Origin of the sequence: Zobellella denitrificans (genome assembly GCF_002407485.1) — a bacterium.
Taxonomy (GTDB): domain Bacteria; phylum Pseudomonadota; class Gammaproteobacteria; order Enterobacterales; family Aeromonadaceae; genus Oceanimonas; species Oceanimonas denitrificans.
The window spans coordinates 3619118-3631785 of record NZ_CP012621.1 but is presented as its reverse complement, the minus strand read 5'-3'; the positions used below and the strand labels follow the sequence as shown (position 1 = coordinate 3631785).

Annotated in this window: 9 protein-coding genes; 2 read left to right on the top strand and 7 right to left on the bottom strand. The window is 64.7% G+C overall.

Features of this window, described 5'->3' with window-relative positions; genetic code table 11:
- Position 1: 1 nt before the first annotated feature.
- The 7 genes from AN401_RS17145 to AN401_RS17115 all read right to left on the bottom strand — a co-directional run bounded on the left by AN401_RS17145 (position 2) and on the right by AN401_RS17115 (position 10078).
- A complete protein-coding gene (locus AN401_RS17145; protein ID WP_096780004.1) occupies positions 2 to 1861 on the bottom strand; it encodes an ATP-binding protein in 1860 nt (619 codons plus the stop codon).
- Between the two features lie 168 nt (positions 1862 to 2029).
- A complete protein-coding gene (locus AN401_RS17140) occupies positions 2030 to 3031 on the bottom strand; it encodes a TAXI family TRAP transporter solute-binding subunit (protein ID WP_232513342.1) in 1002 nt (333 codons plus the stop codon).
- A 61-nt stretch (positions 3032 to 3092) separates the two neighbouring features.
- A complete protein-coding gene (locus tag AN401_RS17135; RefSeq protein WP_094038423.1) occupies positions 3093 to 3542 on the bottom strand; it encodes a universal stress protein in 450 nt (149 codons plus the stop codon).
- A 10-nt stretch (positions 3543 to 3552) separates the two neighbouring features.
- Entirely contained in the window at positions 3553 to 5760 is a 2208-nt protein-coding gene (locus tag AN401_RS17130) for a TRAP transporter permease (RefSeq protein ID WP_094038422.1), read from the bottom strand.
- A 495-nt stretch (positions 5761 to 6255) separates the two neighbouring features.
- On the bottom strand, positions 6256 to 6681 hold the full coding sequence (locus AN401_RS17125) for an OsmC family protein (RefSeq protein WP_094038421.1): 426 nt from the start codon (positions 6679 to 6681) through the stop codon (positions 6256 to 6258).
- A 65-nt stretch (positions 6682 to 6746) separates the two neighbouring features.
- Positions 6747 to 8114: a sigma-54-dependent transcriptional regulator gene (locus AN401_RS17120; RefSeq protein ID WP_096780003.1), complete on the bottom strand. Its 1368-nt coding sequence runs from the start codon at positions 8112 to 8114 to the stop codon at positions 6747 to 6749.
- The gene (locus AN401_RS17115; protein ID WP_232513341.1) at positions 8111 to 10078 is read right to left on the bottom strand and encodes a sensor histidine kinase; all 1968 of its coding nucleotides are present in this window, start codon (positions 10076 to 10078) and stop codon (positions 8111 to 8113) included. The genes AN401_RS17120 and AN401_RS17115 overlap by 4 nt, the downstream gene beginning before the upstream one ends.
- Positions 10079 to 10188: 110 nt before the next feature.
- Here AN401_RS17115 and AN401_RS17110 point away from each other — a divergent pair, with 110 nt between their 5' ends.
- Positions 10189 to 10434 carry a DUF2960 domain-containing protein gene (locus AN401_RS17110; RefSeq protein ID WP_094038419.1) on the top strand — a complete coding sequence of 82 codons (246 nt, stop codon included), beginning with the start codon at positions 10189 to 10191 and terminating at the stop codon, positions 10432 to 10434.
- A 155-nt stretch (positions 10435 to 10589) separates the two neighbouring features.
- Positions 10590 to 12425: a sensor domain-containing phosphodiesterase gene (locus AN401_RS17105; protein WP_096780002.1), complete on the top strand. Its 1836-nt coding sequence runs from the start codon at positions 10590 to 10592 to the stop codon at positions 12423 to 12425.
- Positions 12426 to 12668 lie beyond the last annotated feature (243 nt).

Sequence of the window (12668 nt, the reverse complement as noted above, 5' to 3'; positions counted from 1 at the left end):
GTTATGCCCTGTTGAAACGCAGGTTGAAGGTGGTGCCCCGGCCGGGAGTGGAGCTCAGGCGGATCTGGCCGCCCAGGTCCTGCATGATGTTGTAGCTGATGGCCAGGCCCAGCCCCAGGCCCTTGCTCGGGGCCTTGGTGGTGTAGTAGGGGTCGAAGATCTGCTCCAGCCGTTCGGGAGGAATGCCGCAGCCGTTGTCCTCCAGGCAGAGCTGCACCTGATCCCGGTACTGCCGCCAGTGGATGCGCACCTCGGGAGACGGCCGCTCCTCCAGCGCGTCGAGGGCGTTGCCGAGCAGGTTGACCAGCACCTGCTCCAGGCGGATGGCCTCGGCCTGCACCAGGGTGTCGGCATCCCCCGCGATGCTCAGGGTCACCCCGCGCCATCTGGGCTGCAGCAGTTCGACCGCCGCTTCCACCACCGCCCCCAGGGCCACCGGCGACAGCCGGCTGTCGGCCTTGCGGGCGAAGCTGCGCAGGTGGCGGGTGATGGTGCCGGCCTTGTCCAGCAACTGGCGCAGCTTGCCGAGGCCCTGCTCGGCCTTGTCCGCTTCATTGCGGGCCAGGTAGCGGCCCACCGAATGCAACTGGGTGCTCATGGCGTTGAGCGGCTGGTTGATCTCGTGGGTGATGGCCACGCTGAGCTGGCCCAGGGCGGCGAGCTTGCCGGCCTGGATCAGCTCTTCCTGGGTCAGGCGCAGCTGGCGCTCGGCATGGAGCCGGTCCTCGATTTCCCGGGCCAGGCGGTGGCGGGCCCGCTCCGCCCGCAGGGCGGTCTGCTGGAAGTGGCGCAGATCCCTGGCCATGTCGGCCACTTCATCCCGGCCCCGGATGCTGACGGGCGTGTCCAGCCGGCCGCTGGCAATGGCCCTCATGTCGCGCTGCAACCGGACGATGCGCGCCAGCACGTTGCGGCTGACATAGAGCCAGGAGATGCCGGCCACCAGCAGCAGGCTGAGCAGGGACAGCAGCAGGGTGGCATGGCTGGTGCGGGCCAGGGTATGGGCCGACTGGGCGATGTCGGCATCGACCTGATGGTTGGCGGCCTCGCTGTAGTGGGCTATCTGGGTGGCGAGCTGGCGCACGTGGCGCTGGCTGTTGGCCACCAGGAACTGCTCCTGGTAGCGCAGATCCAGCTCTTCGTTTTTCAGCCGGAACAGCGGTCCATCCCGGGACACCAGGGTCAGCAGCAGGGCCAGGGACCGGCGTTCGTCGTCGGGCAGAGCCCGATCCAGGCCGTCGAGTTCGCCGGCCATCTGCTCCAGCCGCAGGAAGGTATAGTCCAGCTCGTTGAAGCTGGTGTCGTTGGCGACCTTTTCCGCCAGGGCGGCGAGATAGTTGATGATCTGTAGCATGGTGGCCCGCTCCGGCGAGGGCGAGGCCGCCTGGCGGGCGAGCAGGCTGTCGTTGAGCCGGCGATAGAGCGGATGGATCAGCTGGCGTTGTTGCTGGCTTTCCCAAGCGAGCTGTTCACGGCGGACGACCGTGGTGTCGAGCAGTTCGACGCTGTTGCGGATCTGATCGGTGATCTCGATAAAGTAGCGGTTGTAGTCCGGCAGGTGGCGCATCCAGTCCTCCATGCCGTTCAGCGCCTGATCCAGCCCCTGGCGGGCCCGCTCCCGTTCGGCGCGGGACTCGGCGCTGACCAGTTGCGGCACCATGGCCACCACCTGCCGGCTCTGATCGTTGAGGCGGGAGGCGGCATAGAGCACCCCTATGCTGGTTTCCCGCAGCTGTTGCAGCCGGGTCTCCAGCTCACCGCTGCTGCGCCAGGAGAGCCCCGCCGCCAGCAGGGTGATGGCCGCCAGCAGCAGAAACGCCAGCAGCAGTCGTCCACCGATGCCAAGCCTGAATGAGTGCACAGCCCACCTTTCCCTGGAAAAATGATTGTTCGATGTTGAATGATTGTTATAGCGTCTGGGCGATGGTCGGACCAATAGCGGGGAGGGCAAAGCGGGAGCTTGCTCACGTCACCATAAAAAACCCCGCCTTGCGGCGGGGCGGAAAAGGCTAACGGAGCCTGAAAAGGATTATTGCTGGGTGCTGCTCAGGGTCTTGCCCTGCTCGGTCCAGAACTTCTTGGCGCCCTCGTGCAGCGGGGTCACGATGCCCAGGATACCGTCTTCCACCGTCATGGCCTCGGCGGCCTGGGTCACGGAGTGCATGAACTTGAGGCCATCTTCGGAGTAGATCTCCTTCAGGCTGTCGTACACCTTGTCTTCGGACAGGTGACGGCCGGCCACCCAGAGGGCGGAGTCCTGGATGGTGACCACGTCGTAGTCCACGCCCGGGTAGGTACCGGCGGGAATGGTCACGGTGGCGTAGTAGGGGTGATCGTTGAACAGGGTGCCCTTCTCGGCGGCCTCGTTCACCTGCAGCAGCCGTACCTTGTTGCTGGAGGCGGCCTGGATCACCGAGGCGTTGGGGAAGCCGGCGAATACCCAGAGGGCGTCGATCTGGCGATCCCCCAGGGCGGAGGCGCCCTGGTTGTAACCGATGTACTGGGGCGTGATCTTGTCCCACAGGCCCACGCCCTCGAAGAAGCGCTGGGCGGAGGCGGCGGCGCCGGAGCCGGCCGGGCCCACGGCCACGTTCTTGCCGGCCAGTTGGGCCACGTCGGTGATGCCGGAGCCGTCCAGCACGATCAGGTGGGCCGGGGCGCCGTACAGGTAGGAGATGGCCTGGGCGTTGCGGTACTGGCGGGTGTCGTTGGTCAGCTTGCCCTGCAGGCCCAGGTACATGTCGCCGGAATAGACGATGCCGAAGTCGGCGTCACGGGAGTTGACCCGACGCAGGTTTTCCACCGAACCGGCGGACGCCATGTTGGACACCTCCACCCCTTCCATGGTGCGCGACAGCCGGGTGGCGATGCCGTTGGAAAAGTACTGGAAGGTGCCGCCGTCGGGGCCGCCGGAGAACGCCAGGCGTTCGGTCTGGGCCTGGGCGGTGGCGCTCAGGCCGAAGGCCGCCACGGCGGCGATGGTCAGGGAGGCCAGCGCCTTGGAGGGTTTGAACAGTTGCTTCAACATCATGGTTGTTTCCTCTTTGTTATGGTTTCTCGGGGTCTTCCTTCGAGAAGGGGGAGCGGGCCTCTCAGCCGCGCTCGGGTACGGTTAATACAGGGATCATGGACTTGCGGATCAGCCGCTCGGTGGTGGAACCGACCAGCAGCTGCTCCACCCCGCTGCGGCCATGGGTGCCCATCACGATAAGGTCGGCACCGAGGGCCGAAGCCTGGACCAGGATCTCCTCGGCGGCCGGGCCCATCACCACGTCCGTGGTCAGTTCGCCCTCGAAATCGCCGAAGAAGCGCTGGGCAAAGTCATGCATGTCGGCCACCGCCTGGGTCTTGACCTCCCGGGCAAACTCCTCCATCAGGCCGACGGGAATGCCGCGCCAGTGCCGGTCGTGCAGCTCGGTGATCACGTGCAGCAGGTGCAGGCGGGCACCGTGCAGTCCGGTCAGTTGCCTGGCCAGCTCGGCGGCGTGGGCCGAGCCTGCGGAGAAGTCGGTGGCATATACGATCAGGTTAATCTGGGCCATGCTGGTCTCCTCAACTGGCATTGGAGTGGTTGATCTTGACCGCCGGGGCGGTGCTGCCTTCCCGCTGCAGCCACCACACCAGGGCGATAACGGCCAGGCCGACGGCGTCGGACCACAGGGTGGGCCAGTACAGCAGCAGGGTGCCCACGCCCAGCAGCAGCCATTCATGCAGCCTGGTCCTGCGGCGCAGGTAGCCCATGGAGAAGGCGCCGAAGGCGATGGTGCCCAGGGTGGCGGAGACGAAGGCCACGATGATCTCCATGATGGTGCCGTCGAGCAGTATGGCCGGCACGTAGGCGAACAGCAGCGGCATCACGTACAGCATCTTGGCGAACTTGAACGAGGTCCAGCCGGTCTTCCAGGGATCCGAACCGGCGATGGCGGCGCCCGCGTAGGCGGCCACGCATACCGGCGGGGTGATGTTGGAGTCCTGGGACAGCCAGTAGACGATCATGTGGGCGGCGATGGCGGCCACGCCGAACTCGCCCAGGGCGGGAACCGCCAGCACGGCCACGATCAGGTAGGCGGCGGTCACCGGCACGCCCATGCCCAGCACCAGGGAGGCGATGGCCACCAGCACCAGGGCCAGGAACAGGCTGTCGCCGGCCATGGAGATGATGAGGTCGGAGAACTTGAGGCCCATGCCGGTGAGCGAGATGGTGCCGACGATGACGCCGATCACGCCGATGGTGGCGCCCACAATCAGGGTGTTGCGCGCGCCCACCTGGATGGCTTCCCAGATCTCCCTCGGCCCCATGCGGGTTTCCTTGTTGACCCAGCTTACCGCGATGCAGGACAGGGTGGCCCAGAAGGCGGAGTTGCCGGCGGAGCGGCCGCTCAGCAGCAGCACCGTGATGATCACCAGGGGCAGGGCGTAGTACCAGCCGGCCTTGAACACCGTTTTCCAGTGCGGGATCTCCTCGCCCTGGATGCCCACCAGGCCGTGTTTCTTGGCCTCGAAGTGCACCATGCAGTACACCGCCAGGAAGTAGAGGATGGCGGGCCCGATGGACAGGATCATGATGGTGGAGTAGGGGGTGCCGGTGAGTTCGGCCATCAGGAAGCCGCCCGCGCCCATGATGGGGGGCAGGAACATGCCGCCGATGGAGGCGGCGGGCTCGATGGCGCCGGCCACGTGGGGCTTGAAGCCGGCCCGCTTCATCATGGGGATGGTGAAGGCGCCGGAGGACACGGTGTTGGCGATGGCGGAGCCGGACACCGAGCCGAACAGGGCGGAGGAGATCACCGCCACCTTGGCCGGGCCGCCGGTGGAGCGGCCGGCCAGGGCCAGGGGCAGGTCGATAAAGAACTTGCCGGCGCCGGACTTCTGCAGGAAGGAGCCGAAGAAGATGAACAGGATCACGTAGGTGGCCAGTACGCTGGCCATGACCCCGAACACCCCGTTGGTGGTGAGGAACAGGGCGGTGGCCAGGCGCTCGAAGCGGAAGCCCCGGTGGGCGAACAGCTCCGGCAGGTAGGGCCCGAACAGGGCGAAGGCGATCATGCCCACCCCGATCAGGGTGATGGACCAGCCCAGCACCCGACGGCAGATCTCGAGCGACAGCAGCAGGCCGACGATGCTGATCAGCATGTCCACCTCGTTCTCGGCGCCGGCCCGGTAGTTGAGCGCCTCGAACTGGCTGATCCAGTAGATGACGGTGCCGGCCACCATCAGCGCCAGTATCACATCGCTGGCGGTGGGGCTGTTGTGGTTACGCTTGTTCAGCCACTGATCCAGCGGCAGCAGCACGGCGGCGAAGGGCAGCACCAGCCACAGGCTGTAGTGCAGCTTGTCCAGATCCTGGGAGATGGCCATGGCGAGGCCGTCGTACTCCCAGGTTTCCCGGAACAGGGTGATCTGCTGGTAGAAGGCGGTGGGCGAGTCGTAGATAAAGAAGCAACTGACCAGCACCGACAGCAGCGCCGCGCTGATCAGCGACAGGCCACCGTGGGCGGTGCGGCTGCCGGCGGGGTAGAGCAGGAACACCAGGACGAAGGTGATCAACACATACACGCCCAGGTGGTACTGGGTGCTGAGGGCGGCCACCCCGGCACCGTAGAAATAGATGGCGACCATGGCCGCGGCCAGGCCGGCCACCAGCCAGGCCCAGGGCCCGGTCAGCTTGCGCTCGGTCTTGGCGTCTTTTTCCATCAGCTCCTTGAGCTTCTTGCGCTCTTCGGGGCTGAGGCTGTCGAGCTGTTGTTCGGCGTTTGACATCGTTTACCTCTGTTTTTGCTCCGGCCCTGGCGGACCGGTCGGCTTTCCCTGCCACTGTTCACCTTCTGTAACCGGAAGGTGATCAGGCTGGCGTTGCTGTTAACATGTGGTTTGCAAAAAAGAGACCAACTTTATGTAATTGCCCCGGAATGGTGCTATGGCGTTACATTTTCACTACAAGAGAGGAGGGGGTGATTAACTTTTGTTCTTTTTTAGAATGAAAATGGGTGGGAATCCGCCATTTATCAAATAGCAGTGGATGGTTTTCCCCCCATGGGGTCGCTCCGGGCAAACTCAGGCCTGGAAAATATTGCCCGGCTCACCAGCAGCGAAAGCCATCAGGTCGAAACATCACGCCTTGGCGTACAGGGAGAGGGCAGGCGCAAGCCGGCATGGGATTGTTTCGGGGGGATATATCCTGGCGGCTGGCATTGTTGTTCCCGCCGGAAGAAAGGGGGGACATCCATGGGTGGAAATCCACCCATGGGGTCGGTATCAGCCGAGGCGGTGCTCGATCAGGCAGGGATGACAGAGGTTATGGTGCACCGGGCAGCGCCGGCAGACCAGCTCGAGGAAAGCAAGCTTTTGCTCGTCGTCCAGGTCGGCGTCGATGTCGGCCCGGATGTCGATGCGCTTGAAGCCCACCGGATCCTCGCTGGGCTTGCCGGCCAGGGCCGCCGGGTTGAGCACCCCTTCCACCGCTACCTTGATGCCCCTGAAGGCGATGCCCTGCTCCCGGGCCACCATCTTGGCGATGGTGGACACGCAGCCGGCCAGGGAAAACAGGAAGGTATCGAGGGGGTTGGGGCCGGTGTCGCCGGCGGTGGCCTGGTCTATCACCATCTGGTGGTTGCCCACCTGGGCGCTGACCCTCCAGCCGGCAGTCATTTCGGTTTGTACCCGGTAGATTTTGTCCGTCATGGTCACCTCTTTTTATTTTAGTGATTGCTTATATTTAACGGTTCCATGGGTAAAAGCAAGGCCGATCAGCCCTGATCGGCCTTGTAGTCGTTCTTGTCCAGGCCGTGCTTCTTCATCTTGTCGTACAGGGTCTTGCGCGGCAGCTGCAGGCTCTCCAGGGTGTCCTTGATGGAGCCGCCATGGCGGGCCAGTTCGGCCTGGATCAGGGTTTTTTCGAAATGGTCGACCCGGGCCGCCAGCCCCAGGGCGGTGGGCTCCTGGTCGAGGATGGGCCTGTCGTCGAAGTCGAAGGTGCAGGCTTCGCCCAGCAGCACGTAGCGCTCCGCCAGGTTACGCAGCTCGCGTACGTTGCCCGGCCAGTCGTGGCTCATCAGGCGGTGGATCCGCTCCGCCGACAGGGGCGGTATCTCCCGTTCGTACAGGGCGGAGGCGAGCAGGGCGAAGTGCTGGAACAGCATGGGGATGTCCTGGGCCCGGGCGCGCAGGGGCGGGATGTCGATGCGCACCACATTCAGCCGGTAATAAAGATCCTCCCGGAATTCCCCGGCCTCCGCCTGGGCCTTGAGATCCGCCTTGGTGGCGGCGATGATGCGCAGATCCAAGGGGATCAGCTTGTTGGAGCCGAGCCGCTCTATGGCCCGTTCTTCCAGTACCCGCAGCAGCTTGACCTGCAGGCTCATGGGCATGCTTTCGATCTCGTCGAGGAAGAGGGTGCCGCCATGGGCGTGCTCGAACTTGCCGATACGCCTTTCCTTGGCGTCGGTAAAGGCGCCCTTCTCATGGCCGAACAGCTCGGACTCGATCAGGGTCTCGGGCATGCCGCCGCAGTTGATGGCCACGAAGTTGCGCTCCCGGCGCGGGCTGTGTTCATGGATATAGCGGGCCAGCAAATCCTTGCCGGTGCCGGTTTCGCCCATCAGCAGCACGTCGGCCGGGGTTTCCGCCACCGCCTGCACCAGCCGGCGCAGTTGCTGGACCGCGGGAGTGTTGCCGATGATGCGCGGGCCGGGCGCGCTCTGGGCCTGCAGCTCCTGGCGCAGCTGGCGGTTCTCCAGGGTCAGGGCGCGCTTTTCCAGGGCCCGGTGCACCACGTCCAGCAGCAGGTCGGCGGAGAAGGGCTTTTCGATAAAGTCGTAGGCGCCGTTGCGGATGGCGCCCACCGCCATGGAGATGTCGCCGAAGCCGGTGATCAGGATCACCGGAATGTCCGCATCCACCGCCTTGACCTGCTGCAGCAGCTCGAGCCCGGTCATGCCCGGCATGTTGATGTCGGTGACCAGCACCCCGGTAAAATCCTGGTCGATCAGGGCCAGCGCCCGTTCGGCACTGGCCAGGGGGACGACCTGGTAGTCTTCCAGCTCCAGGGTCTGGCCGGCGGACAGCCGGACATGGGGATCGTCGTCCACCAGGATGACGGTGTGATCGCTGTTCATCGGGGCTCCTGTTCGTGCGCTCGGGTCCGTTTCAGGGTCAGGGTGAAGAGGGCGCCGCCACCGGGGTGGTTGCGCGCCTCCAGCCGGCCGTCCAGGCTCTGGACGATGCGGTGGGAGATGGACAGCCCCAGCCCCAGGCCGGCGGACTTGGTGGTATAGAAAGGCTCGAAGATGTGCTCCAGGGCGTGCTCCGCCAGGCCGGGGCCATGATCCCGCAGGGTCAGCTGCACCTCCTCGTCGGTGGTGCAGAGGCCCACCTCGATGCGGGGTTCCGCCTGCCCGGCCATGGCCTGCAGGGCGTTGCTGATCAGGTTCACCAGCACCTGCTCCAGCCGGCCGATGTCGCCGCGCACCCAGACTCCGCCGAGATCGTCGGGCCAGTCGATGCGGGCGCCCTGCTGCTCCAGCTGGCTACCCATGATCACCATGACCCCCTGGCGCAGGTGCTGCAGGTTGACGCTCTGCCCGAGATCGCCGTTCTGGCGGGCGAATTCCCGCAGCGGCTGCAGTATGGTGGCCATGCGCCCGGCCAGGCCGGCGATTTCCTCCAGGTTGGTGGCCACCGACCCGGCCTTGCCCCGCTCCAGCAGCTTGCGGCCGTTGTCCGCATAGTGGCGGATGGCGGTGAGCGGCTGGCTCAGCTCGTGGTTGATGCCGGCGGAAAGCTGGCCCAGCACCGCCAGCTTGGCGGTCTGGATCAGCTGGTTCTGGGTCTGGTGGTGTTGCTCCATCTCCTGCTGCAGCCGCCGGTTGGCTTCGGTCAGCTCGCGGGTGCGCTGCTCGACCCGCAGTTCCAGGGCCTCGTGGGCCCGTTGCAGTTCGGCCTCGTAGCGTTTCTTCAAGCGGTGCCGGGCCACCAGGAACAGCGCCAGGGCGGCGACCACCAGGTAGAAGGTAAGCCCGACCGCCAGGGTACGGAAAACGCTGGTCTCCAGCGGGCGCAGGCTGGCCAGCACCGCCACCCTCATGCCCGCCTCGGGCAGCAGCCGGCTGACCAGCAGGTAGTGGCCGGTCGGCTGTGGATCCAGGCCATCGGAGCTGGGCGGTTGGTCGATCAGGGTAAGCAGCAGGTCACCCTGGGCGGTGGCCTCCCGCCGTACTATGTCGAGGGGCAGCAACGGCGCGCTGCCGTAGCGCTGGCTGGCGCGGATGCGGGCGACGTCCGCCTCGGACAGCAGGCCGGCCAGCGCCGGTGGCCGGCCTGCCGCCAGCGCCTGCAACTGGCGCAATTCGTGGTTGCCATACTGGCGGCTGGCCAGGATATGCTCGTATCCCGGCAACTGGCCCAGGGTGCGGAAACGCCAGTGGGCGCGGGTGGAGATAAAGATGACCCCGTCCTCGTCCATGACCAGTATGTCCTGCAGCGGGTCGCTCCAGTCTTCTTCCACGTCTTCCAGGTCCACCTTGACCACGGTGACCCCGATGATCTCTTCGCCCTGCATCACCGGGTGGGAGAAGAAGTAGCCCCGCACCCGGGAGGTATTGCCCAGGGCGAAATAGCGGCCGGGGCCCCCTTCCATCGCCTGCTGGAAATAGGGCCGGAAGCTGTAGTCGTTGCCGGTGAAGGGGCGGGGCTGATCCCAGTTGCTGGCGGCCAGGGTGATGCCGTTGGTGGCGATCAGGTAACTGTCGGTGGCGCCCATGGTGTCGTTGACCCAGGCCAGGTAACGGTTGGCCTGGTCGGTTTTGTGCGGGTTGTCCGGATCCTGCAGCAGGGCGATCAACTGCTGCTGGTTGGCCAGCAGCCGGGGCAGGTCCTTGTGGCGGTCGAGCTGGTGCTGCAGGCTCAGGATATAGCGGTTGAGGTTGGCGTCGGCCTGCTCGCGGATCTGGGCCATGGCCTGCAGGCGGGCGGTGCCGTACAGCAGGTAGGCGAGCAGGGCCATGCCCAGCAAGAGCAGCAGTAGCAACAGGTTTCGCCTGCCGGTGCCGGCAGCGGAAAGGGCGGCATAGGTTCGTTTCATTCCCGCCCATTATGCGCCCATGGCGGGCGGATGGGAATCCGTCCCCTGTCCGGGCTTGAGTCGGGGCCGCCATTGAGGCGACAATGGCCTTTTCCCCGGGAACCGCATCCATGGCATTTCGCATCCGTTACCACTACCGCAAGCAACAGAAAGAAATCGGCTACGCCAACGACAAGCACCACAGCCTCTACGACGCCATCGCCGCGGCCGAAGGGGTGGATCTGGCCGAGTTTCGTCGCATGGAAACCCAGTTGGCCAACGTCAGCCGCAACGACAGAAAAACATTGAAGGAATTCCGCGAGGAATACTTCCGCAAGCTCGGCTTCAGCCAGATCACCATTTTCCGCGAAGAATAGGGCCCGCGGGCTTCGGGGGCACAACATCAAACAAAACAAGCTGTTATTAAATAGCCGGAGGGAGTCCTGTTTTTGTGCCGGGACGGAATGCGCGTGGACAGTGCCGAATGGCTTTGCCATTATAGGCGGGGATAAAAACAGTTAACGGACTATCTGTGGATCAAATTCAGACCTTTTTCGGCTATCACCAGGCGCTGATGCAGCTGCAGCATAGCCGGGATTTCAGCGGGCGGGACAAGCGTGGCAAGCTGGAGGCCCTGAGCGCCCTCTGCGGCGAGCTGCTCGGCGTGGACAAGGTCAGCGTCTGGACCACCTGCATCAGCGGCAACAGCCTGAACCGGGTTTTGTCCTACCGCCGAGAAAGCGGGCTCGACAACAGCCCCCGCAACCTGGGCCGGGAGCAACTGGGCGACTATTTCTCCGCCCTGTCCGCCGCCGAAATCATCAGTGTCGAGGACGTCTCCTCGGATCCGCGCACCCTCACCCTGAGCCACTGTGACGGCGATGGCGGTGGCGTCGCCTCCCTGCTGGACGCGCCCATTTTCGACGGTTGCCGGCTCGGGGGCGTGATCTCCCTGGCCGCCGGGCAGCGGCGCCGCTGGACCCTGGCCGACATCGCCTTCGTGACCGCCATCGCCGGCTGCGTCAGCCTGATCAATTCCCACGAAGCCTGGCTGAACAGTCGCAAAGAGCTCGACTACGTGACCCACCACGATGATTTTACCGGCCTGTTCAACCAGCGCGCCCTGCGCAACCATATCAAGCGGCTGATCGAGCAGAGCAGCAGGGCCCTGCCCGAGCCTTTCGCCCTGCTGTGGATCGACATCGACCGGCTCAATGCCATCAACAACGGCATGGGGCTGCACGTGGGCAACGAAGTGGTCAGCGAGGTGGCGGCCCGGCTGCGGGGCATGCTGCTGCCGGGCAAGGAACTGGTGGCGCGGGTGGGCGGCGACGAGTTCGCCATGATCTACCGCTTTCCCAAGGAAGTGGGCACCATGCACGGGGCGGTGGACGCCATTCTGGAAGCCATTGGCCATCCCATCATGGTGGGCGAACAGAAAGTGCAGGTGAGTGTGAGCATCGGCATCTCCTTCTTCCCCTACGACGGCGACGACATCTCCACCCTGATCCGCCACAGCGAATCCGCCATGTACCACGCCAAGGCCAGCGGCCGGCGCCAGGCCCAGTATTTCAACCAGGACATTTCCGCCTCGGCCAAGGCCCGTTTCCTGCTGGAAAGCCAGTTGGCGGACGCCATCGCCAACAACGGGCTGAGCGTGCTCTACCAGCCGATAGTGGCCAACGACGGCCAGCGCCTGGTGGGGGCCGAAGCCCTGGTCCGCTGGCATCACGAGACCCTGGGCTTTATGTCGCCGGCGGAGTTCTTGCCCCTGGCCTACGAGGCGGGCCTGATCGCCGCCCTGGATCAGTGGATGCTGGAGCGGGTATGCCGGGATATCCGGGAGTCCTGCCGGCTGGAGGTGGCGTTGCCGCCGGTGGCGGTCAACCTGTCGGCCGATGCCATCATGGATCCCCAACTGTCCGACAAGGTCTGGGGGATGCTCCATCGCTACCAGGTGAAGGGGGAACAGCTGGAGCTGGAAGTGATCGAAGACGCCATCAAGGGGGATTCCAGGGCCTTGCGCCAGACCCTGGAGGAGCTGGTGCGCATGGGCATCAAGCTGTCCATCGACGACTTCGGCACCGGCTATTCCTCGCTGCTGCGGCTCAAGAACCTGCCTTTCACCAAGCTCAAAATCGACCGTTCCTTCACCCGGGATCTGCCCCAGGACGTGGACGACTGCGCCATTACCCTCTCGATCCTCGGCCTGGCCAGGGGCCTGGGGCTGGAAGTGGTGGCCGAGGGGGTGGAAAACCAGGAGCAGGAAGCCTGGCTGCAGGAGCAGGGCTGCGATTACCTGCAGGGGTTCAAGTATCACCAACCGATGAGTATCGAACGGCTCCGTGAGCTGCTGATTCCGGCCTGATAATTTGGTGTGATATCGGCTTGCCTGGGGCTCTTGTGATGCTTTCGCCTGGGCTGTTTGTTTTTTGTGGTTGGTTTTTCTTTTGTTTAACCATTGCGCAGCATTCAATGCGGCCTCTCTCGTCGGGAGGCGGCGTTCACTTTCCCGTCTTTTTGATATTACTCCTTGATTTTGGCCGGCTTTTTGCCTTTGCTAAGGGCTCTGGCCGGCATTCCTGCCCGGCCTGGAGCAACCATAACAACA